Annotated in this window: 21 protein-coding genes; 10 read left to right on the top strand and 11 right to left on the bottom strand. The window is 65.0% G+C overall.

Annotation, left to right across the window (positions count from 1 at the left end; all coding sequences use genetic code 11):
- From ACIP1U_RS21920 to ACIP1U_RS21905, 4 genes are all read left to right on the top strand, one after another.
- On the top strand, positions 1-408 hold a 408-nt coding region (locus ACIP1U_RS21920; RefSeq protein ID WP_400319265.1), incomplete at its 5' end, for a zinc-binding dehydrogenase.
- 10 nt (positions 409-418) lie between these two features.
- Positions 419-1,261 carry an S-formylglutathione hydrolase gene (gene fghA, locus ACIP1U_RS21915; protein WP_400319262.1) on the top strand — a complete coding sequence of 281 codons (843 nt, stop codon included), beginning with the start codon at positions 419-421 and terminating at the stop codon, positions 1,259-1,261.
- A 124-nt stretch (positions 1,262-1,385) separates the two neighbouring features.
- Positions 1,386-1,535: a hypothetical protein gene (locus ACIP1U_RS21910; protein WP_400319259.1), complete on the top strand. Its 150-nt coding sequence runs from the start codon at positions 1,386-1,388 to the stop codon at positions 1,533-1,535.
- 164 nt (positions 1,536-1,699) lie between these two features.
- Complete coding sequence (locus ACIP1U_RS21905; protein ID WP_400319257.1) at positions 1,700-2,914, top strand: GGDEF domain-containing protein; 1,215 nt, start codon at positions 1,700-1,702, stop codon at positions 2,912-2,914.
- A gap of 15 nt (positions 2,915-2,929) precedes the next feature.
- Here ACIP1U_RS21905 and ACIP1U_RS21900 read toward each other — a convergent pair whose 3' ends face one another.
- Positions 2,930-3,946 (bottom strand): AraC family transcriptional regulator, encoded by a 1,017-nt coding sequence (locus ACIP1U_RS21900; RefSeq protein ID WP_400319255.1) that lies wholly within the window; start codon positions 3,944-3,946, stop codon positions 2,930-2,932.
- 192 nt (positions 3,947-4,138) lie between these two features.
- Between ACIP1U_RS21900 and ACIP1U_RS21895 the strand changes: the two genes are divergently transcribed.
- The 5 genes from ACIP1U_RS21895 (at position 4,139) to ACIP1U_RS21875 (ending at position 9,927) form a co-directional block, all read left to right on the top strand.
- Positions 4,139-5,272, top strand: a complete 1,134-nt coding sequence (locus tag ACIP1U_RS21895; protein ID WP_400319253.1) for an acyl-CoA dehydrogenase family protein — start codon at positions 4,139-4,141, stop codon at positions 5,270-5,272.
- Positions 5,273-5,316: 44 nt separating this feature from the next.
- Complete coding sequence (locus ACIP1U_RS21890; RefSeq protein ID WP_400319251.1) at positions 5,317-6,840, top strand: CoA-acylating methylmalonate-semialdehyde dehydrogenase; 1,524 nt, start codon at positions 5,317-5,319, stop codon at positions 6,838-6,840.
- 258 nt (positions 6,841-7,098) lie between these two features.
- Positions 7,099-8,004, top strand: coding sequence for a 3-hydroxyisobutyrate dehydrogenase (mmsB, locus tag ACIP1U_RS21885; protein WP_400319249.1), 906 nt, complete (start codon positions 7,099-7,101; stop codon positions 8,002-8,004).
- Positions 8,001-8,771, top strand: a complete 771-nt coding sequence (locus ACIP1U_RS21880) for an enoyl-CoA hydratase (RefSeq protein WP_400319246.1) — start codon at positions 8,001-8,003, stop codon at positions 8,769-8,771. Before mmsB ends, ACIP1U_RS21880 begins: the two co-directional genes overlap by 4 nt.
- 10 nt (positions 8,772-8,781) lie before the next feature.
- Entirely contained in the window at positions 8,782-9,927 is a 1,146-nt protein-coding gene (locus tag ACIP1U_RS21875; RefSeq protein ID WP_400319244.1) for an enoyl-CoA hydratase/isomerase family protein, read from the top strand.
- 50 nt (positions 9,928-9,977) lie between these two features.
- On the opposite strand, the gene alaC is transcribed toward ACIP1U_RS21875, so the two are convergent.
- The 7 genes from alaC to ACIP1U_RS21840 all read right to left on the bottom strand — a co-directional run bounded on the left by alaC (position 9,978) and on the right by ACIP1U_RS21840 (position 17,594).
- Positions 9,978-11,189, bottom strand: coding sequence for an alanine transaminase (gene alaC / locus ACIP1U_RS21870; protein WP_400319242.1), 1,212 nt, complete (start codon positions 11,187-11,189; stop codon positions 9,978-9,980).
- A 134-nt stretch (positions 11,190-11,323) separates the two neighbouring features.
- Positions 11,324-11,716, bottom strand: coding sequence for a hypothetical protein (locus ACIP1U_RS21865; RefSeq protein ID WP_400319239.1), 393 nt, complete (start codon positions 11,714-11,716; stop codon positions 11,324-11,326).
- Positions 11,717-11,789: 73 nt separating this feature from the next.
- Positions 11,790-12,617 (bottom strand): siderophore-interacting protein, encoded by an 828-nt coding sequence (locus tag ACIP1U_RS21860; RefSeq protein WP_400319237.1) that lies wholly within the window; start codon positions 12,615-12,617, stop codon positions 11,790-11,792.
- An 82-nt stretch (positions 12,618-12,699) separates the two neighbouring features.
- Entirely contained in the window at positions 12,700-13,398 is a 699-nt protein-coding gene (locus ACIP1U_RS21855; protein WP_400319234.1) for a PadR family transcriptional regulator, read from the bottom strand.
- 170 nt (positions 13,399-13,568) lie between these two features.
- Positions 13,569-16,061 carry a fimbria/pilus outer membrane usher protein gene (locus ACIP1U_RS21850; protein ID WP_400319280.1) on the bottom strand — a complete coding sequence of 831 codons (2,493 nt, stop codon included), beginning with the start codon at positions 16,059-16,061 and terminating at the stop codon, positions 13,569-13,571.
- A 174-nt stretch (positions 16,062-16,235) separates the two neighbouring features.
- Entirely contained in the window at positions 16,236-16,982 is a 747-nt protein-coding gene (locus ACIP1U_RS21845) for a fimbria/pilus periplasmic chaperone (protein WP_400319277.1), read from the bottom strand.
- A 78-nt stretch (positions 16,983-17,060) separates the two neighbouring features.
- Positions 17,061-17,594 carry a fimbrial protein gene (locus ACIP1U_RS21840; RefSeq protein ID WP_400319231.1) on the bottom strand — a complete coding sequence of 178 codons (534 nt, stop codon included), beginning with the start codon at positions 17,592-17,594 and terminating at the stop codon, positions 17,061-17,063.
- 593 nt (positions 17,595-18,187) lie between these two features.
- Between ACIP1U_RS21840 and ACIP1U_RS21835 the strand changes: the two genes are divergently transcribed.
- Positions 18,188-19,240 (top strand): hypothetical protein, encoded by a 1,053-nt coding sequence (locus tag ACIP1U_RS21835; protein ID WP_400319228.1) that lies wholly within the window; start codon positions 18,188-18,190, stop codon positions 19,238-19,240.
- A gap of 24 nt (positions 19,241-19,264) precedes the next feature.
- On the opposite strand, the gene ACIP1U_RS21830 is transcribed toward ACIP1U_RS21835, so the two are convergent.
- From ACIP1U_RS21830 to ACIP1U_RS21820, 3 genes are read right to left on the bottom strand one after another with little or no spacing between them, the layout of a single operon-like run.
- On the bottom strand, positions 19,265-20,626 hold the full coding sequence (locus ACIP1U_RS21830; protein WP_400319225.1) for a cytochrome P450: 1,362 nt from the start codon (positions 20,624-20,626) through the stop codon (positions 19,265-19,267).
- A 16-nt stretch (positions 20,627-20,642) separates the two neighbouring features.
- Positions 20,643-21,821: a hypothetical protein gene (locus tag ACIP1U_RS21825; RefSeq protein WP_400319222.1), complete on the bottom strand. Its 1,179-nt coding sequence runs from the start codon at positions 21,819-21,821 to the stop codon at positions 20,643-20,645.
- Positions 21,821-22,162 (bottom strand): hypothetical protein, encoded by a 342-nt coding sequence (locus tag ACIP1U_RS21820; RefSeq protein WP_400319220.1) that lies wholly within the window; start codon positions 22,160-22,162, stop codon positions 21,821-21,823. The genes ACIP1U_RS21825 and ACIP1U_RS21820 overlap by 1 nt, the downstream gene beginning before the upstream one ends.
- Positions 22,163-22,389 lie beyond the last annotated feature (227 nt).

The following is a 22,389-nucleotide window of genomic DNA, read 5'->3' as shown; positions in this document are numbered from 1 at the left end:
CATTTCATCAACCCGAAGCAGGTCGAGAATGTCGTCGACCACATCATCCAGCTGACCGACGGCGGCGCGGACTACTCGTTCGAATGCATCGGCAATACGCAGGTCATGCGCCAGGCGCTCGAGTGCTGCCACAAGGGCTGGGGCAAGTCGATCATCATCGGCGTGGCCGAGGCCGGCGCCGAAATCTCGACGCGCCCGTTCCAGCTGGTGACCGGCCGCGAGTGGAAAGGCTCGGCCTTCGGCGGCGCGCGCGGCCGCACCGACGTGCCAAAAATCGTCGACTGGTACATGGAAGGCAAGCTCAATATCGACGACCTGATCACGCACACGCTGCCGCTGGAGCGCATCAACGAAGGCTTCGACCTGATGAAGCGCGGCGAGTCGATCCGATCCGTGGTGCTGTACTGAGGCGCGTGCCATGGAACTGATCTCGCAACACGGCTGCCATGGCGGCGTGCAGCGCTTCTACCGGCATGACTCGGCGGCAATCGGGCTGCCGATGCGCTTCTCGGTGTTCCTGCCGCCGCAGGCGCAGGGCGGCGCCAAGGTCCCCGTGCTGTTCTACCTCGCCGGCCTGACATGCAGCGAAGAGACCTTCATGATCAAGGCCGGCGCGCAGCGCTTTGCCGCCGAGCACGGCCTGATGCTGGTGGCGCCCGACACCAGCCCGCGCGGCGCGGGCGTGCCGGGCGAGGCCGATGCGTGGGACTTTGGCGTGGGCGCGGGCTTTTACGTCGACGCCACCGAGGCGCCCTGGAGCAGGCACTGGCGCATGGAAAGCTATGTCGCCGAGGAACTGTTCGACCTGGTCACCAGCGCGCTGCCCGGCGAGGCGTCGCGCGTGGGGATCTTCGGGCATTCGATGGGCGGGCACGGTGCGCTGGTGCTGGCGCAGCGCCACCCTCAGCGTTTCCGCTCGGTGTCGGCGTTCGCGCCGATCGCCGCGCCCTCGCGCTGCCCGTGGGGCGAGAAAGCCTTCACCGGCTATCTCGGCGGCGACCGTGGGGCATGGGCGCAGCATGACGCCACCGAGCTGATGGTGCGCCAGCAAGGGGCGCCGTTCCCGGCCGGCATCCTGGTCGACCAGGGACTGGACGACCAGTTCTTGCAGACCCAGCTGCACCCGGACGCCTTCGAGGCCGCCTGCCAGGCCGTGGGCCAGCCGCTGACGCTGCGCCGGCACAGCGGCTACGACCACGGTTACTACTTCATCACGACCTTCATCGCCGACCATATCCGGCACCACGCCGGGCAGCTCTAGCGCCATGCGCGCCAGCGCACGCACAGCCCGCACCGGCCCCCAATCAGGGGATGCCCGGTGCCGGGCCCGATCCCATAATGGCTGCTCGACCGGCCCCAGAGCCGGAACAGGATGGGGTCACATCATGCACCACGTCGTCTCTCTCGGCGTCTATATCCTCGGCTGCCTGGCAGCGCTGCTGATCGCGGCGCGATGGTTGTTGCGCAATGACCCGGTGCTGCGCGCCGATGAGCCGCGCGAACCACACGAACCGCAGCCACGGCGAACCGATTAGCCCCGCGCCGCGGCAGCTCGACAAAGGGGGGCGGCAAACCCACATCCGACGGACAGCGCGACGGCGTGCCCTTTGGCTGCGCCCACGGGCGCCGCTCGCCCCGTATCATTACGGGTCGCGCCAGACCGGCGCATTCCTGTCACGCCGCAGCCAGCCACTGTCCGATGTCCGTCCCGATTGCCCTGCTCAGCATCACCACCGCGCTCAGTGCCATGATGCTGGCCATTGTGTGGTCGCTGCGCCGCTGCGGGTTGCCCGGCGTGGGCGAATGGTGCAATGCCAACCTGACCGCGACCGGAGCGCTGGTGCTGTTCTCGTTGCGCGGCATCGTCCCGGATCTGTTGTCGGTCGGCGTTGCCAACGCCGCGCTGGCGTGGTCGCTGGCGCTGTTCTATGCCGGCAGCGTGCGCTTCTGCGGCGGCGTGCCGCCGTGGCGGCGGTTGATAGCAGCGACGGCAGTGACGACTGCCGGCGTGATCGTCTGGCGCTATGCCGTCGACGTCTTCACCACGCGCGTCGTGATTGTCTCGGTCTTCCACGCGTTGCTGTGCGCGCTGATCGGGCTGACCTTGCTGCGCCGCCGCCCGCGCGGACAATCGGCACGTTTCTTTATCACGACCGCCTGCTTCGCGCTGTTCTTCGCCACCGGCCATGCGGTGCGCGGCACGCTGTCCGCGCTGCAGTGGCTGGGCAATCCCTACATGCAGGAATCCCTGTTGCTCAACACGGTGTTCCTGACCCTGGGCGCGCTGGTGATGCCCGCGATGACCATGGGCGCAGTGCTGATGATCCATGACGCCATCGTGCGCCGGCTCGAAGCCGTCGCCAATACCGACACGCTGACCGGCGTGCTGTCGCGCAAGGCGTTCGAGGAAGGTGCCCGCCGCGAGCTGGCGCGCGCTGCCTGCGGCAAGCCGGCCCCCGCGCTGCTGATCGTCGACATCGACCATTTCAAGTCGGTCAACGACACCTACGGGCACGCGGCCGGCGATGCCGTGCTGCAGGCGTTCGCAAAACTGGCGGCGTCGCAACTGCGGCCCGGCGACCTGCTTGGCCGTCTCGGCGGCGAAGAGTTCATGGTGCTGCTGCCCGCGACCAGCGAGGCCGGCGCCACCGCGGTGGCCGAGCGCATCCGCGCCAGCGTGCAGCGCCATGCGGTGACGGTAGCGTCGGACAGCGGCAGCCGGACCGTGCGCTATACCATGAGCGGCGGCACCGCGGGCTGGCATCCGGACCTGTCGCTGGCGCAGCTGAGCGCACGTGCCGATGCGGCGCTGTATCGCGCCAAGATGGGCGGGCGCAATCGCGTGACGGCGCACAGCGAGCCTGCCCCGGCTACGCAGGCGGCACCGGAGACCGCGCTGTCGCCTGATGCCTGAGCCGCGTCAGCCCCATCAGCCATCCCCGCCCACCCGCCGGTAGGCGCCTGGCCGCGAGCCGGTCCAGCGCCGGAAGGCCCGGTGGAAAGCGCCGGGCTCGGCAAACCCAAGCTCCGCCGCAATGTCCGCGACGGGGCGCCCGGAGTGGCTCAGCGCCTCGATGGCCAGGTCTCGGCGCAGCGCATCCTTCAATTCCTGATAGCTCACGCCCTCGTCCATCAGGCGGCGCCTCAGCGATGAAGCCGACAGGTTCAGGCTGACCGCCAGCGCCTCGAAGGTCGGCCACAACTCGGGCCGCTGGTTGCGCAGCTGCCGGCGCACGCGCGCGCCTACGCTGCTGCGGTCGGAATACTTCACCACCACGTTGTGCGGGGCATCGCGCAGGAAAGCCTTCAGGCTGCGCTCGTCCTGCCGCACCGGCTGGTCCAGCAGCGCGGCGTCGAACACCAGCGCCGTGGCGGGCTGGTCAAAGGCAAGCTGGCGCGAGTACATCACACGGTATTCGGCGCTGTAAGGCGGCTCCGAATAGTCGAACGCCGCAAGCCGTACCGGCACGCGCCGGCGCAACAGCCAGCTCATCAATCCATGCAGCATGATCAGCATGGTTTCCTTGGCGAACACGCCGGGCTGCCGCCCCAGCGCCGCGTTGGGCGCGGTCAGCACCAGCGCGGCCTCATCCCCGTGCCGGTCCAGGCGCACGCCGATATCGTCCAGCAGCAGCCGGAAATACCGGGTAATGCGCTCCAGCCCCTGGCCCAGCGTGCGGCTGCCGACGACAGCATGGCACAGCATGGCAAAGCTGCCGCACTTCATGCTGCGCGAATCCTGGCCGAAGAACTCATCGTCCAGCGCGGCGGCCACTGCCAGCCACAGCTCGCTGTAGCTGGCCGCCGAGACCCGCGCCTGCGGCACCGCCAGCAACTCCGGCGCGATGCCGGCGCTGCGCAGCACTGGCGCCGGGTCGATCCCGCGCGCCTGCAGCCCGGCGATGGCCTGGTAAACAAAACAAAGCGCGACGCTGCCTTTTTCCATGGTCCGGCGGGTGGCAAACGAGTTCAGGAAGATTGGCGGATTTTGGCATAGGAGCCCGCCCCCGGCGTTCCTACACTGCCCGCAGGCCAACGCCGAGCGCGCATTCTGCCCCAGATGCCGCGCCGCGCCAACGCGCATTAGCGGAATTCCACCGCGAAATCCCACCGCGGAACACCATTACGCCAACCTGCCATGCACAGCGACTACACCGAACAGCAACAGATGATCCGCGACAGCGCGCGCGCCTTTGCCAGCGAGCGCCTGGCTGCCGGCGCCGCCCAGTGGGACCGCGACGGCCGCCTGCCCGAAGAGGTAGTCGCCGAGATGGGCGCGCTGGGCCTGCTCGGCATGATCGTGCCGGAGGACTGGGGCGGCACCTATACCGACTACGTCGCGTACGCGCTCGCCATTGAAGAAATCGCCGCGGGCTGCGCGGCCTGCGCCACGCTGATGAGCGTGCATAACTCGGTCGGCTGCGGCCCGATCCTGCACTACGGCACCGACGCGCAGAAGGAACGCTACCTGGCGCGGCTGGCCAGCGGCGAACTGATCGGCGCCTTCTGCCTGACGGAGCCGCAAGCCGGCTCCGAAGCCCACAACCTGCGCACGCGCGCCCGCTTTACCGACAACGGCTGGGTGCTCAACGGCAGCAAGCAGTTCGTCACCAACGGCCAGCGCGCCGGCGTTGCAGTGGTCTTTGCGGCGACCGAGCCCGAGCGCGGCAAGAAAGGCATCTCAGCCTTCCTGGTGCCGACGGACACGCCGGGCTTTGTCGTCCACGCGCCGGAGAAGAAGCTGGGCATCCGCGCCTCGGATACCTGCGCCATCACGCTGGAAGACTGCACCGTGCCGCACGACGCGTTGCTGGGCGAGCCAGGCGAGGGGCTGCGCATCGCACTGTCCAACCTCGAGGGCGGCCGCATCGGCATCGCGGCGCAGGCGATCGGCATTGCGCGTTCGGCGTTCGAGGCCGCGTGCCGCTACGCATCCGAACGCATCCAGTTCGGCCGCCCGCTGCGCGAGCATCCGCCCATCGCCAACATGCTGGCCGACATGGCCACCGAGCTGAACGCCGCGCGCCTGCTGGTGCACCGCGCCGCGCGCATGCGCAGCGAGGGCGTGCCGTGCCTGTCCGAAGCCTCGCAGGCCAAGCTGTACGCGTCCGAACTGGCCGAGCGCGTCTGCTCCAAGGCGCTGCAGATCCACGGCGGCTATGGCTACCTGGAAGACTACCCGGTCGAGCGCCACTACCGCGACGCCCGCATCACCCAGATCTACGAAGGTACCAGCGAGATCCAGCGCATGCTGATCGCGCGCAGCCTGTAAGCCTGCATTTGCTTCTCATACAACCACACCGTCCGGAGACAACCATGAGCGCAGTACCCAAGACCGACAACGCCGTGCCGACCGTACCGCTGCTGATCAACGGCGAATGGGTGGAATCGTCCGCCACCGAGTTCCGCCAGGTAGTCAATCCCGCCACCCAGGAAGTGCTGGCACGCGTGCCGCTGGCCACCGCCAGCGAAGTCGCCGCCGCGGTCGGCGCCGCGCACCGCGCCTTCGCCACGTGGCGCCACACGCCCATCGGCGCACGGCTGCGCATCATGCTGCGCTACCAGGCGCTGATCCGCGAACACAGCAAGCGCATCGCCGCCATCCTGACCGCCGAGCAGGGCAAGACCCTGGCCGACGCCGAGGGCGATATCTTCCGCGGCCTGGAAGTGGTCGAGCATGCCTGCTCGATCGGCACGCTGCAGCAAGGCGGCTTCGCCGAGAACGTCGCCGCCACCGTCGACACCTACACGCTGCAGCAGCCGATCGGCGTCTGCGCCGGCATCACGCCGTTCAACTTCCCCGCGATGATTCCGCTGTGGATGTTCCCGATGGCAATCGTGTGCGGCAATACCTTCGTGCTCAAGCCGTCGGAGCAGGATCCGCTGTCGACCATGGAACTGGTCAAGCTGGCGCTGGAAGCCGGCGTGCCGCCGGGCGTGCTGAACGTGGTGCACGGCGCCAAGGACGTGGTCGATGCGCTGTGCACGCACCCGGACATCAAGGCGGTATCGTTCGTGGGCTCGACCGCGGTCGGCACGCACGTCTACAACCTGGCCGGCGCGCACGGCAAGCGCGTGCAGTCGATGATGGGCGCCAAGAACCACGCCGTGGTGCTGCCCGACGCGCACAAGGAGCAGACCCTGAACGCGCTGGCAGGTGCTGGCTTCGGCGCGGCGGGCCAGCGTTGCATGGCCACCTCCGTTGTGGTGCTGGTAGGGGCCGCGCGCGACTGGGTGCCTGACCTGGTCGAGCGCGCCAGGACCCTGAAAGTCGGCGCCGGCGCGGAGCCTGGCACCGATGTCGGCCCGGTGGTCTCGGTGGCGGCCAAGGAACGCATCCTCGGCCTGATCGCCGCCGGCGAGCGCGAAGGCGCGAAGCTGGTGCTCGACGGCCGCAACGTGCAGGCGCCCGGCTATCCGGAAGGCAACTTCATCGGGCCGACCATCTTCACCGAGGTCGGCACCGACATGTCGATCTACACCGAGGAGATCTTCGGGCCGGTGCTGGTGGTGATCGGCGTCGAGACGCTGGACGACGCCATCGCGCTGGTCAACCGCAACCCGTTCGGCAACGGCACTGGCGTGTTCACGCAGAGCGGCGCCGCCGCGCGCAAGTTCCAGAGCGAGATCGACGTCGGCCAGGTCGGCATCAACATCCCCATCCCTGTGCCGGTGCCCTACTTCAGCTTCACCGGCTCGCGCGGCTCCAAGCTGGGCGACCTGGGGCCGTACGGCAAGCAGGTGGTGCAGTTCTATACGCAGACCAAGACGGTGACGGCGCGCTGGTTCGATGACGCGACGGTGAATGACGGGGTGAATACGACGATCAGTTTGAAGTGAGGGCTGCGATGCAATGAGTGGCCGGCAGCGTTTTCGCCTCCCGCCGGTTTGCTTCCCTCTCCCGCTTGCGGGAGAGGGGTTGGGGAGAGGGCCGGCGCTTGCAGGACCGATTTCCCGAGCAAACCAATCGCGCACGACGCTTGCCTAAACCAATGCAGTAGCCATTGACGCTCCCGCCCTCTCCCCCCCCCCTCTCCCGCGAGCGGGAGAGGAGAGAAAACAAGCGGGATTTGGGACTTATTACGAAGGAGACACCCCATGCATATCGCCTTCATCGGCCTGGGCAACATGGGCGCGCCCATGGCGCGCAACCTGCTCAAGGCCGGCCATACCCTGACCGTGTTCGACCTCAATGCCGCCACCGTCGCCGCGCTGTGCGCCGAAGGCGCCGCCAGCGCAGATACCGCGCGCAAGGCCGTGGCGGAGGCTGATTTCGTCATCACCATGCTGCCCGCCGCCGCACACGTGCGCAGCGCCTACCTTGGCGAAGACGGCGTGCTCGCCGGCGTGCGCCCCGGCGTGCCGCTGGTCGATTCCAGCACCATCGATCCGGCCACCGTGCGCGAACTTGCCGCCGCCGCGCAGGCCCAGGGCAATGCGCTGGCCGACGCTCCCGTTTCCGGCGGCACCGTCGGCGCGCAGGCCGGCACGCTGACCTTCATGGTCGGCGCCACCGAAGCGCTGTTCGAGCAGGTGCGCCCGGTGCTGGCCGGCATGGGCCGCAACCTGGTTCACTGCGGCGGCACCGGCACCGGCCAGGTCGCCAAGATCTGCAACAACCTGATTCTCGGTATCTCGATGATCGGGGTGTCGGAGGCGATGGCGCTCGGCGTGAAGCTGGGCATCGACGCCAACGTGCTGGCCGGTATCGTCAATACCTCGACCGGACGCTGCTGGGCGTCCGATACCTGCAACCCCTGGCCCGGCGTGATCGAAACCGCCCCGGCCGGACGTGGCTACAGCGGCGGCTTCGGCGCCGACCTGATGCTCAAGGACCTGGGCCTGGCCGCCGATGCCGCGCGCAACGTGAAGCAGCCGCTCTTCCTGGGCGCGCTGGCCCAGCAGGTCTATCAGGCCATGAGCCACGCCGGCGAAGGCCAGCTCGATTTCTCCGGCGTGATCCGCCAGTACCTGTCCGCCACGGACAAGGAGCGCCAGCCATGATCGAGTTCGCCCTCGATGGCCACGTCGCCACACTGACGCTGAGTCGCCCGCCCGCCAATGCCTTTACCGCCGACGGCCTGCAGCAGCTGCGGGAACTGGTGGCAAAGATTGACGCCAACCCCGAGATCCGCGCCGTTGTCGTGAGCGGGGCCGGAGAGAAGTTCTTCAGCGCCGGCGCCGACCTGAACGGCTTCGCCGACGGCGACCGCGCCCATGCGCGCGCGATGGCGCAGCAATTCGGCAGCGCCTTTGAAGCCCTGCAAAACGCACGGCCGGTGGTCATCGCCGCCATCAACGGCTATGCCATGGGTGGCGGCCTGGAATGCGCCCTCGCCTGCGATATCCGCATCGCCGAAGAGCACGCGCAGATGGCGCTGCCCGAAGCCGCTGTCGGCCTGCTGCCGTGCGGCTGCGGCACGCAGACGCTGCCGTGGCTGGTCGGCGAAGGCTGGGCCAAGCGCATGATCCTGACCAACGAACGCGTCGACGCGGCCACCGCGCTGCGCATCGGGCTGGTCGAGCAAGTGGTGCCGCGCGGACAGGCGCTGTCCACCGCGCTGGAAATGGCACAGCGCGCCGGCAAGGTCAGCCCGCGCGCCGCCGCCTGCAGCAAGCAGCTGGTGCACCTGGCGCGCCAGGGCGTGCCGCGCCAGGCGGCGCTGGCGCTGGAGCGCGAGCGCTTTGTCGACCTGTTCGACGGCGCCGACCAGCGCGAAGGCGTCAATGCCTTCCTCGAGAAACGCGCGCCGCAATGGCGCAACGCCTAGGAGTCCCGCCATGCGCCTGACCGAATCGACTGTCTCACTGCGCAATGCCGGCACGCAGGATGCCGGCGAGCCTGAGGTCCTGTTCGACGTCATCAACGGCGTCGGCATTGCCACGCTGAACCGGCCGCGCCAGCTCAACGCGCTGTCGTACCCGATGATCGTTGCGCTGGGGGCGCAGCTCGAAGCCTGGGCGCAGGACGACGCCATCCGCGCCGTTGTGCTGCGCGGCGCAGGTCCCAAGGCCTTCTGCGCCGGCGGCGATATCCGCGCCTTGTACGACAGCTACCGCGACGGCACGCCGCTGCACCGGCGCTTCTTTATCGACGAATACACGCTGGACTACCGCCTGCACCGCTATCCCAAACCGCTGGTGGCGCTGATGGATGGCGTCGTCATGGGCGGCGGCATGGGATTGGCGCAGGCCGCGCACCTGCGCATCGTCACCGAGCGCTCGCGCGTGGCGATGCCCGAGAGCGGCATCGGGCTGGTGCCGGATGTCGGTGCCAGCCATTTCCTGTCGAAGCTGCCGGTGCAACTGGCGCTGTATCTCGGCCTGACCGGCGTCACCATCGGCGCCGCCGACGCACTGCTGTGCGGCCTGGCCGATGCCGCGGTCGACAGCGGCACGCTGGCCGGGCTGGAGCAAACACTGGCCGGCATCGCCTGGGGCAACGACGTGCTTGCCGACCTGCGCCATGCGTTGGTGCGCGAACCCGTGACCAGCGCCGCCGACGCACCGCTGCTGCAGGTGCTGCCCGCGCTGCTGCACCACTTCCCCGCGCATGCCACCCTGCCGGAAATACTTGCCGGCCTGGCGTGCCAGGACGACCCGCGCTACACCGCGTGGGCCACGCGCACCATCGACGTGCTGCGTACGCGCTCACCGCTGTCGGCGTGTGCCACACGCGAACTCCTGCTGCGCGGCCGGCGCATGGATCTCGCCGACTGCTTCCGCATGGAACTGGCGGTGGTGGTCAATACCTTCTCGCAAGGGGATTTCATCGAAGGCGTGCGCGCGCTGATCGTCGACAAGGACAACGCGCCACGCTGGCGCACCACCAGCTATGAGGCTGTGACGCCGGAAGATGTGCGCGCACTGTTCCGGCCATGGTGGGCGCCTGGCGAGCAACCATTGCCGCTGGTCCTTCCGGCCTGAACGCAACCAGCCAGACCTGCGCCGCACCCGGGGCGCAGGTCACGTCGCCATCACGCCTTGATCAGCCCATCCGCGCGGAACATCGCCTTGATGCCTCGTACCGCCTGCCGGATGCGCGATTCGTTCTCGATCAGCGCAAAGCGCACGTACTCGTCGCCGTAGTCGCCAAAGCCGATGCCCGGTGACACGGATACCTTGGCCTTTGCCAGCAACTGCTTGGCAAACTCCAGTGAGCCCAGCGCGCGGTAGGGCTCGGGAATCCGCGCCCAGATATACATCGACGCCTTCGGGATCTCCACCGGCCAGCCTGCCTCGATCAGCCCCTTCGCCAGCACGTCGCGGCGCGACTGGTATTGCGCGGCAATTTCATGCACGCACTGCTGGTCGCCTTCCAGCGCGGCGATGGCAGCGATCTGCACCGGCGTGAAGGTGCCGTAGTCGTGATAGCTCTTGATGCGCGTCAGCGCCGCCACCAGGTCCGGGTTGCCGACCATGAAGCCGATGCGCCAACCGGCCATGTTGTAGCTCTTGGACAACGTGAAGAACTCCACCGCGATGTCCTTGGCGCCGGGCACCTGCATGATCGACGGTGCCTGGTAGCCGTCGAAGACGATGTCCGCATACGCCAGGTCATGCACGACGAAGATATCGTGCTTGCGCGCGAGCGCGATCACACGCTCGAAGAAATCGAGTTCGACGCATTGCGCGGTGGGATTGGACGGGAAGCCCAGCACGATCATCTTCGGCTTGGGATAGCTCCCGCGGATCGCACGCTCCAGCTCGGCAAAGAAATCGATCCCCGGCACCAGCGGCACCGAACGGATATCGGCCCCTGCAATCACCGCGCCGTAGATATGGATCGGGTAGCTGGGATCGGGCACCAGCACCGTATCGCCGCGATCCAGCGTGGCCAGCATCAGGTGCGCCAGGCCTTCCTTCGAGCCGATGGTGACGATCGCCTCGGTATCCGGATCGATCTCGACGTCATAGCGCTCGCGGTACCAGTGCGAGATCGCGCGCCGCAGCCGCGGGATGCCCTTGGACGCGGAATAACCGTGCGTGTCGGGCCGCTGCGCCGCCTCGGTGAGCTTGGCGACGATATGCGCCGGCGTGGCGCCATCCGGGTTGCCCATGCTCATGTCGATGATGTCCTCGCCACGGCGGCGTGCGGCCATCTTCAGCTCGGCGGTGATGTTGAAAACGTACGGGGGAAGGCGATCGATGCGCGCGAAGCGGCGCTTGCCGGAGGAAGCGGCAGTCATGTGGAGTCCTTTACGTAAGCGCCCGGAACCGTCCGAGCGACGTCGGCAGCTGCTGTCTTTCGTCAAACAGATCGGCTACCGGGGACTCATGTTAGCGGGGATGCGGCCGTTGCACAACGGCTGCGTGCGATCTGCTACAGCCGGCCGCCCGGCACATGCGTGGGCCGGTCGGGCGGCAGGTTGCGCACGATGCAATCGAGCGCGGGCGCGTCCGAGCGGCCACCCAGCGCCGCGCTGATGGAATCGCGGTACTGCTTGACCGAGATGCGCTGGTAATACAGGCGCGAGGTCTGGTCCAGCCAGTAGACGTAGTTGTCGTCGGCGCGGTCGCCGCTGCTGCGCAGCCAGTCGCTGATATTGCTCGACCCCATGACCATGTTCGGGCAGGCAGTCTTCAGCGAATCGAGATAGGCATTGAATCCCTTGGCCTGGACATTGCGCACCGAATCCGGCGCACAGCCCGCCAGCAGAGCAACGGCTGCCGCGGCAGCAAAGGCAAAGCGCAACGGCTTGGATGCAGGCAGCACGACAATCCTCCGGACGATGGCGATGCCGCCATCTTATGGCATGCCCGCGCCAGCGTACACCGTTGCGCGCGGCTCAGTCGTCCAGCGTCTCGTGCACCGCCGCGTCGCCGCGCTTCCAGTAGGCCGATGCGCGGATGCGCTTCTTGTCGATGCCGCGCTCGCCGACCAGGTACTGCCGCACGGCCTTCATCGCCGCCGCCTCTCCCGCCGCCCAGACATAACCCTCGCCCTGCGGCAGCGTGACCTGGCGCAGGGCGCCCTCCAGCAGGCTGCCCTCGGCCGCATCGCCGCGATGCAGCCATTGCACCTCGACACTAGCCCGGCTCGGCAGCGCGATCTGCGCGGTGGCATCGCCCACTTCCATGACGACAATGGCCCGCGACTCCGCGCCCAGTTCTTCCAGCCGGCGCCCCACTGCGGGCAGCGCCGTATCGTCGCCGATCAGCAGGTGCCAGTCAAAGCCCGTCGGCACCACGAACGAGCCGCGCGGCCCGCCCACGCCCAGGTACTGTCCCGGCCGCGCCTGCGCCGCCCACGTCGAGGCGGGGCCGTCGCCGTGCAGCACGAACTCGATAACCAGTTCCCGCGCGGCGGCGTCATAGCGGCGCGGCGTGTAGTCGCGCGCCGCCGGACGCGGCTGGCCTTCGGGGAAGCTGATACCGTCGGGGCCCACCTGCGGCAGCACCGGCTTGTCAGCACCGTCCACAGGGAAAAAGACCTTGACGTGGTCGTCGAACGAGGCCGAAACAAAGTCTTCCAGCTCGGCGCCGCCCAGCGTGACGCGCAGCAACTGCGGCGTGACCTGCGTGGTGCGCACCACTTGCAGCAGGCGCATCTTCAACGGATGCCGCACGCGCTGCACGGAAAGATCGCGATGGGATTCAGGGACGTTTGCAGTCATGAGGAATTCCTTGGTTGCAGGCCCGGCGCCTGCCGGGCCCGGATGCCGATGGCGGATGCCAGCGTCAGCGCCACAGTGGGTCTCAGGCCTTCGGCCCGGCTTCGATTTCCGCCGCGGCGCGTATCAGGATCGCGGCAATGCGGCGCTGCTCGTCGGCGCCGGCTTCGCCGCGCATCACCATTGCGCGTTTGAGCGCGGCACGTGCCTGCATCAGTTCAGGCAGCCAGCCGCCCTGCTCCGGTTCCGGCTGCGGCTCGCCGCTCATGGCACGGCGCATCCACTCCATCTTGCGGGCGACGTGACGCAGCTTGGCCACCATCACATCGACGCGCTCGCGGTTGGCGGCCAGATGCGCCTTGCCGGTTTCAGACAGCTGGTAGCGCTTCTTGTTGCCTTCCGTGTCGACGGTGGCGTAGCCGACTTCTTCCAGGTAAGTCAGCGCCGGATAGACCACGCCGGGGCTCGGCTTGTAGAAGCCGTTGGTGCGGGTTTCGAGCGCCTTGATCAGCTCATAGCCGTGGCTGGGTTTTTCTTCGAGCAGGCTGAGCAGCAGCAGTTGCAGGTCGTCGGCGCTGAACTTGCGGCCGCGGCGCCAGCCTTCGTTGTCAAAGCCGCCGGGGCCACCGCCGCTGAAGCCGTCGTCGTCACGGTTGCCCCAGAAGCCTGCGCCACTTCGACCCATGGCATGACGCATCAGGTGCGGAGCGAGCCGCATGAACGCTTCGCGGACCGTGCCGAAAGAGGCGTGGGGGTGGCTTTGATGGTGGTGATGGTGGCGCATAAGCCCTCCGTGTATCGCTAGATAGATCGTACGATATATATCTTACGATCTAAAGTCAACCCCGGATACCGCCACCGTTCGCGCGCCAGCTGCGATGTCTTACCGCACGAAGCCGGGTTGTTTTATCCCCGCCGCGCTTTTGACGGAGATTGCGCTCGGCGTCCTCCTCGTCATTGCACACATTCGCCCGTGGTCGAGAGCAGCTCGCTGCCGGCATCGCCCTCTGCGGGAAACTGATAGGTCGCCTTACACATTTCCGAGGGTTTGTCGCCCCACTTGACCGTCAGAGCACCGCTTCGCGCCTTCAGGCCGCGTGCGAAGATGCGTCCTGCCTGGGCCACTACACCGACCGGTGCGCCGCTTTCATCAAATGCTTCGGCGGCAAACGGTACCGGCTTGCCATTCGGCAGCTTTGCCTGAATCACGCCAACCTGGCCTGGGTTGTCCGTCTCGAATTTCATGCGAACCACTGCCCCGGCGGTGGGTGCGGTCTGTTGCATGGTCGACTTCAACTCCACGTTCAGCGGCAATCCGGTCGGATCGACTTCAATACGATTGCGCGAGAACGGGATCAAATTCGGCACCACCGCACGGCCCAAAGGATCTACCCGCAGGCCAGCCGCATTCATGATGCGTGCGCCGGCGGCATCCTTTGCCTCCACGACAGCAATCGTGTCGTTGACGTTCGGGCCTAGCACCACGCCTCCGGGATAGGCGACAATGCCGCCGGAAATCCCAGCGCTCAGCTGGCTGAAGTTATTTCCCCGGGTAGCACTGCCGCTGAGGCTGGCATACGGGGAAACATACGAGGCATTCGCGCCGACCGAGGAAGTCGAGCCTGCTCCACTCTGGTGACTTGCATTCACGCCATAGGTAAAAGCACCGTCGTCGCCCAAGGCGCCCGCAATCCCTTCCTGCAGCACCGTTCCGCCCTGCGAGCTGTGCTGCAGCGTTGTGGTGGAATAAGGCGGACGTGCGCTGTTGCCAAGCGGAATACCCAGCGTCAGCATCACGCGGTTATCCCATTTGGCAGTGTTCACATTAAACTGCCGGCCAACCGAAACACCATAGTTAAGCCGCTTGTAAGTGTTGTTGTAGCCGGCCTGGAACTGCGTATCGCGCCCGTTTCGGTTCCAATAGTCCTGCGTCGAGCCGGTCAGGTAGAAGTTGCCATATCCTTGCGGCAACACCTGGTTCACCTGCAGTTGCAAACGCCCGCGCAGAATACCAGGCATGGCAAACGCCAGACCACGCTCATCCAGGTCGCGCAGGAGCATGGCATCGGACAGACCGAGGTAGCCACTGGTGGAATACCGGTAAGCCGCCAGCGTCAAATTGGTGTTGGTGGGCTCCAGCAGCTTGCTATAGCTCACCCGCACACTTTGCCCATTGCGCTCCGAAAGGGTCTTGAATCGCGCCGTCGCATGGGTCACGTCCAGACCGAATGCACCGTAGTCGGTATTCAAGCCAACGCCAACCTGGCCGGAATAGTAGTTCTCCGCGCCAGTCAAACCACCGTAGCCCGTCAGGGTATTGGTAAAGCCGTGCTTGAATGTTGCCTGGAACATGGCCGGGGTGCTGTGCACGGACGTGTTGCGATACACGCCACCTGTCACGGTGTACCGCGTGGATCCCGCGCGCAGCGCGTTCACCGCGGCGGCGTAAGGCACCCTGGACACAAGGGTGCTGCCATCCGCCTCGGTGACAACGACTTCCAGGTCACCGCCATACCCTGTGGGATACAAGTCATTGATCTCGAACGGACCTGCCGGCACGCTGGTCTCGAAAATAAGGTTACCGTTCTGGCGGATTTGCACGCGCGCATTGCTGTTGGCAACGCCGCGCACCACAGGCGCGTATCCGCGTTGCGACTCCGGGTACATCCGTTCGTCGCTGGCCAGCTGAAAGCCACGAAAGCCCACGCTGTCGAAAATCGATCCGTCCGTATAGGCGTCGCCAAGCACCAGCTGACTGCGAATCTGCGCAATGGAACGCGTGACGGTCGTCTGGATGCTCTGATAGCGGCTGCCTGTGAAATCGCTGTGCGTGAAGCTACCGTTGTGCCGGAAGCGCCACGGCCCAATATTGGCCGTCGCATTGATGCCCAGATAGGATTGCGTCGAGCTGCTTGAGCCGCTGTCCCAGCGATACAAGTTGCCGTTGTACTGCACGCGCGCCGCGGGCACGCCATTTTCCCAGTACTTGGGATCGACATAGCCGCGCGCCTGTCGCGTCATCGCGAGTTGCGGCAAATTGACATTCAAACGCAATTCGCCATTATCAAATTCCGCCCAGCCCCCGTCGATGAGTTCCGACAGCGTGACACATGCTTCGCCGCTTTGCTCGAGTCGAGCCAGGGCCTCAGGACTGAGCTTGGACAAATCCGCGCCCATGCGCTCAAGCAGGGCCGAATCCATGCACGGCCGGACATCAGCCTTATCCTTGACCATGGCGCGCAGCGTCACATCGGCCTTGCCGATCCACGCTTCGTTGACGTACAGCTCCGCACGGTAGGTTCCGGGCGCGGCAACGTTACCCTTCTTGAAGCGGCTGACGTCAATGCGCCCGCCATCAGGCTGGTTCAGGAAGCTGTCATTAAAGTCAACTTCAGCCACGTAACGCACCGGCTCGGCGGCGCCCGCCGCGACATTGGCCAGCAGCATCAAGACCGCTACGCCAATAGGCCGTATGCGGAATGGAACGATTTTGTGAGCGTGTTGCTCTTGCATTTCGCTGAAGCTCGGGATATGGACGGCCGCTGCCGACCTCCCTACGTGCTCACGCAGGGAGGATAGTCGTAACGCGGGTGGGGGGAGCTCTTACAGGGAGGGAAAAACCTATTGTGATATCAGGGCGTCGCCTTTAATCTCCCCCCCATAATCACTCACTGCCTGGTAATGCACCTTGGCATTGGCACCGTCGATTTTTCCTTTCATTTTGAAAACCTTCCTCTCGCCAGGGCCTACCATGCCTCCCTCTTCGAATTTGGCGGCCTTACCCGGCCCCTGCACTTCGAAGTGCGCTATCGAAACGTGGTAAGGCGTCGGATTCCCGATTTCGACTGCGCTGCTGTCCTCAGAAACCTGCCGCCATTGCAGCTTTTGCGGAGCCTCTGAAGCAGTGCCGGTTAATCCGGTGGGGCGGAAGAACAGCTTGATGCGCGAGCGGTAGGCCACCTGCAGCGTATTCCTGTCAGCTTGCTCCCCTGTTGGCTTGGGGGGAATCTCAAGGACGTTTAGCCAGAAGACCGATTCCTTATCCTTGGGTAGCGACGCATCCCCTGTATAAAAGAGTCGTAGCGTCTGTCCTTTACCCGGATCGATTCGCGCGACAGGCGGCGTCACGGTAAATGGAACATCGGCGGCAGTCGGTGCAATCGTGGGATCGCCCTTATCAATCCAGACCTGAGTCAACGCCGGAAAATTGCCTTCGTTTGACAACTTTACTGTCGCCTCGCGGTCCTTGGCATTATAGACGACACGGGTAGCTGCAATCACGACGGAGGCGTTTGCGGTTACCGCGCTCCCAACGCCAATGGCAAGAATCGCAGCGGCCAGCACGGACTGGAACTCCCTCTTAATCATGATCACACCCTCATTCCTCACAGATGAACAACTCGAAACGATGGCTCGCGCAAAACGCGCGAGCCATTTCAAACCAGCTTACTGGTAGGCGATCGTGTAGATGACCGACGAGTTCGCGGCGCCGGCAGTGGCCACGCCAGTTGCGTGGTACTGGGCGTAGTACTGCAAATCGGCAGCGCCGGAGGACAGGCTGACCGGCACATCGTTCTGCGAAGCGGCGGCAAAGCCAGCCTGGATCGGGGTGAAGTTCTTGTTCAGCAGTTCGATCTGGACCTTTGTGGCGCCGCCGTCGGCCACGATCAGGCGGCCGGTGGTCAGGTCGGTGGTGGGACCCGCTTCAAAAAAGGTCGTAGCCGCACCGCTTGCCGGCGAGCAGTTGGTCAGGCTGATGGTGAACGGCGTGCGACCGGCAACGGTACCGTCGCCGTTCAGGGTCGAGGTCGAGACCGTCGGCAGCGTCACGGTAAAGTCCTTACCCGTGCCACCATTGATCGTACAAGTTTGGGCGGTCAGCATACCGTTGAAAGTGATAGTACCGTCGGCAGCAAAAGCGCCTTGGGAAGCAATAACTGCACCACCGATAATCAGCGCCGAGAGGAGCTTGGTCTTCATACTAGTCCTTGTGGTTTTTACATAAAACTGGCCGCTCTTGCGGCGGCCAAAACATTTTTTGCTCGACTCCTGCCCGGGGATGTCAGAGCGAGATCATCTTTCGCATTGGGCTGGGTAGATATTCTGGCCCACGGCCGGTTCCGTTCAAATACGAAGCGTCTCAACTTGAGGCGGAAATTTCCACATTCATGGCGCGTACTTGAATGCTGCGAAGGCAGACGCTTTTGGGGCCGGAATAATAGCGATTCGCACTACGGAAAATATCAGAAACTTCGGAAAATGCGGCGAGTACGTCGATCCCAAACACCGGCACCGAGTTGCGGGGACCTGGCGCTGGCGAAATTCCAGACGCGTCCAAAATCGGCCGTGAATACTTACTGAGCTCTTCGCCAGAGCAGCGGCCCGTCAAAATTGGCGCGGTCTACGATGCGAACCACGGTTCGCGCGCCAGATACGTGCCTTACCGCACCAAGTCAGGTTGTTTATCCCCCCTCCGCTTTCCAACATTCATTTAACGCCAGGCAGCGCGACAGACGTTGCGGCGCCCGAACAAAGATGGATGGAACAACAACAAGTCCTACCGGGGAGACAACATGGGCGCCAGCACGCAGCGCAGGTTCACTGCAATCTGTATCGGCGCCATGATGCTGGCGCCATGGGGCATGGCTCACGGCGCCATGGAGGATGCGCTGCTGAGCGCGGAACCAGTGGTTCCGGCGGCGCGGGGGTTTTTCGCGGAAGCGGCCTATGACGCAGGCGGCCATTACCAGGGCGGGCATTTCCGCACGGGCTACAAGGTATCGCCTGCGTGGTCGCTGGAGGCAGGGTACTGGCGCCGGCACGTCACTTATGGCGCCGATTCCGCCGGCATCGACAGCTGGCTGGCGTCCACCAGCTATGGCCTGGTCACGACGCCCGATGCAGGCCGCAAGCTGACCTTGCGACTGTCCGCCTGGGGCAACTACACGGGCAGCCTGAGCAAGTCAGGGTCGACCGGCTCCGGCAAGATCGCCGACTTCACCATCGCCCACCCGAACGATACGCAAGTACAGGCCGACGTGATCTACACTGGCCAGCCCTGGACCAACCACTTCCTGACGGGCTTTCTCAGCGCCGGCTACAGCTGGGTTCGCGCCGGCGATGTCCAGGGCACGCTCAAACAAGGCTCTTGCCTGTACAACGTCAGGGTCGGCGCCGACAACATGGCCCTCGGCACGCTTGCGGCGCCGTGCCGGGTCGGCCGCGCCACGATCTCCAGTGGCGGCTTTCGGATGAACGCCGGGCAGATCGGCCTGGACGCGGGCGATGGCTTCAATGACGACGGCGCGTTCATCGGCGCCGGTGGTTCGTGGCGCTGGCGCTATGGGCCGTGGGGCTTGTTGGCTGGCTACCACGCGCAGTACTTCTTCCGTGAACTGGACGACCGCTATACCGCCTATGGCGCGCCCAAGTCGCAGTTCAACCAGACCATCCTGGTGCAGGCGTCGTACGCGATCAACCGCTACGTCGACGTATTCGTGCGCGGCCAGGGCGCGCAGAACAGCCTGATGGGATATGTGCCGATGCTCTACAACCCGGTCACGGCGAGCAAGCTGGACCGGTCATTTGCGTTGTTCTCGATCGGGTTGCGCATCAGCGGATTCTAGCGGCCGATGCTGGCGGCGCGCCGGTCAGCGGCGATGCAGGCGGACCCGCACACCGTTGCCGGACCGGATCGTCACCCGCCCCACCACCTTCGGCACATGGCCAGGATCCGCTTCGACACGATAGCGGCGCACGATGCTGGCGAGGATCAGTACCGCTTCCTGCGTGGCGTAGGCAGCACCGATGCATACGCGCGGCCCCTTGCTGAACGGGATATACGCGCATTTCGACGACTCCTTGCCGGCCTGCGTATCGAAGCGGTCAGGATCGAACTCGTCCGGCCGCTCCCACAGCGTACGATGCCGGTGCAGCAGCCACGGCGAAATCAGGATCGGCGAGCCCTCCTTCACCGACTTGTCGCGGATGCATTGCGACTGCGCCGCCTCGCGCACGAAGAACCCGACCGGCGGATACAGCCGCAGTGTCTCGCGGAACACATTGCCGACCGTCGGCAGGCTCTTGATATCGCTCAGCTCGAAATCGCGCTCACCGACCGCCTCCTGAATCTCTGCCAGCATCTTGTCCTGCAGGTGCGGGCATTGCGAGATCAGGTAAAGCGCCCACGTCAGCGCACTGGCCGACGTCTCGTGGCCAGCCAGGAACAGCATGCACACCTGGTCCACCAGCTCTTCGTAGGTGAACCGGTCGCCGTTGACTGGATCGACCGCGTCCATCATGCCGGCCAGTATGTCCTGCTTCGCACTTCCCTGCCCGCTGTCTCGCTCCGCCAGTCGCCGCGCAATGATCTCTGACAGGATCACACGAATCTTTTTGGCCGCGCGCTTGCTCCTCCACGCAGAGATCACTGGCGGCAGCCGATAGATCATCAGGATCATCGCCCGTTGCGCGTGATGCTGGAACTCCAGGAACGCCTCGTAGATCTCCTTCGCCGCGGACTCCTCCAGGTTCTCCGACAGGATCGTCCGGAAAATGATGTCGGCGGTCACATACGTCATCTCGCCGTCCACCTCATACGACCGACCGTCCGCCACAGCATCCAGCCGCCGGGTCATCCCGGCCACCGAATCGGCCATCAGCGAAAACACCAGCTTCAGCCGCGCCTGCGCGAACGCCGGCTCCACCAGCCGGCGCTGCCGTTCCCACACCGTGCCATTGGTCGTGAAAATGCTGGTGCCCAGCAACGGCTCCAGCATCCGGTGCATCAGCTTGTGCTTGGGGTACTCATGCGTATCGCCCAGAATCTTACGCACCCAGTCGGCATCGTTCACCATGAAGATGTCCATGCCGGGCTGCGATATCTTGCCCATCTTCATCGAATAGCTGCGTTCGAACAGCACATCGATCCACGAGTTCCAGCCACGCAGGAAGCGCAACAGGAATGAACTCTTGCGCGTGTGCGGCTTGGGGTATGGGGGCTGGAAATTCATTGAAATGGGGGCGAATTCAATATGGCTGGATACGGCTCGGTCCGGCCGTCATCCGAAAATAGTCGTACTCATTCGGCAAGGCGCTTGCCATCAGGTACTGGAAATGCAGGCGCTGCTTGCTGCGCTTCATGCGGGCGTAGTCCTGCTTGCTGAACATGCGGAACGGGCGGACCACTTGCTGAGTCGGACGGCCGACCCTGGCACCTTTGATGCCGGAAATGTCGAGCGGATTCGCTTGCGAAAAACACAGGGAATCGGCACGGGCGTTCATGTCGAGCCACTGCATGTCGCGGTCTTCGGCGAGACGCTTCAGGTCCTGATGGAAGGGCTTGGCCGAAGGCATCAGGCTGAGCAGCGGAATGCACTGGCCGAGGGTAATTAGCGTCACGCGGCGACGCTGCGCGGGCGGCAGCGCATCCGTCAGCTTCGCCGCCAGTGAAACGCCGACGATGGAGCCGACGCTGTGGCCGACCACCAAGGCTTCATCACAGTCCGATGCCTCCAGGTCCTTCCGGATCCAGTCAGCGAATGCATCGATCCGGGCCTTGATATCTTCCGGCTCGCGCTCGCCCCACCTCTGCACGAAGCGATAGATTTGCAGCAACCAGAACACCGCCAGCCGGTTCGCCAAGGCAATGCCGCCGCCAAACATTCCAGCACCGGCAGCAATGCCACCCGCCCATGCCGGCCAGCCATTTGCTCCAGCGGTGCCAATCAGCGCCTTGACACCGATTGCGCATCCCGCAGCCAGCAACGTCAGCAGCGCCAGATAAGCCAACGGGTATAGCGCACTATAGAAAGGACCGCGGAATGTGCTGCTCAGCCGCCCGAATGCACCGCATCCGATATAGCGGCCATAGGTGGCCAGCGCCGACAGCACCAATCGCAACAGGCTCGGCTCCCAGTGCCTGCGCACCAAATCGTCCCAATGCAGAAACTGGTACTGCGTGGACACTGCATGGCCATCCCACTTGCCGTCCAGGCTCCAGGCGCTCACATGCTCGCCTAGCCGGGACCGCTTGCCTATGGTAACCGTGCCGCCATGATGGACCGCTTGCTTGGCGGATTCTTCGCGATACAAGCGGTGATAGTAAGCAGCGCCGCGGGGGTCGAATCCGCTGACGTAATAGACCTTGCGATGCTTTACTTTGCCCGTGCTGACAGGCGAAGGTTTTTCCTGCGTCACTGCACTCATCACTGCGTCCGATTGTGCAGCTTTTTCTTCAGCACCAGGTCCACCACCGGCTGCTCACGCTTATTCGCGCGGCGGCAGTGATCCTGCTGAAACTTGTCGGTAAACCAGATGATGAAGCGCGCCCACCACCGGTGCTGTTCACGCCAGGCATGGGATGACACAGACTCCCAGGCGTAGCCGTTAAATAGGGTCGCGTTAACGAAATGATCTAGCGCCCGTACGCCGGCACGGCCGCGCTCCGTTTTACCAAAGAAGCCGATGTAGACAATCAGGAGGTATCCGAGGACGGCTAGCGGGACGATGAAGACCATCAGCAAGAAGCCGGCGATGCGTTCTCTCATGGGACTGCGGGAGCGAGATTGATGTTTGGGGGCGATTGGGGGCGGGGGGCGCCGTTGGCAGGCCATCAGCCAGCCTCCCGTGTCGAAAAGACAGCGGGCGCGCCGGCGAACCAGCGCCTAGTAGTATAACGAGAGACAGTCTCTATATCTGTGTGTCAGCCAGCGGAGCAATCCCGCGAGTCGGTGTTACTGTTTGCATGTTGTAGATTTGAAACACAGGGATGGCA

Source organism: Cupriavidus sp. NPDC089707, from assembly GCF_044748965.1.
In the GTDB taxonomy this organism is placed as follows: Bacteria; Pseudomonadota; Gammaproteobacteria; order Burkholderiales; family Burkholderiaceae; genus Cupriavidus.
This window is presented reverse-complemented; position numbering and strand designations above follow the sequence as displayed.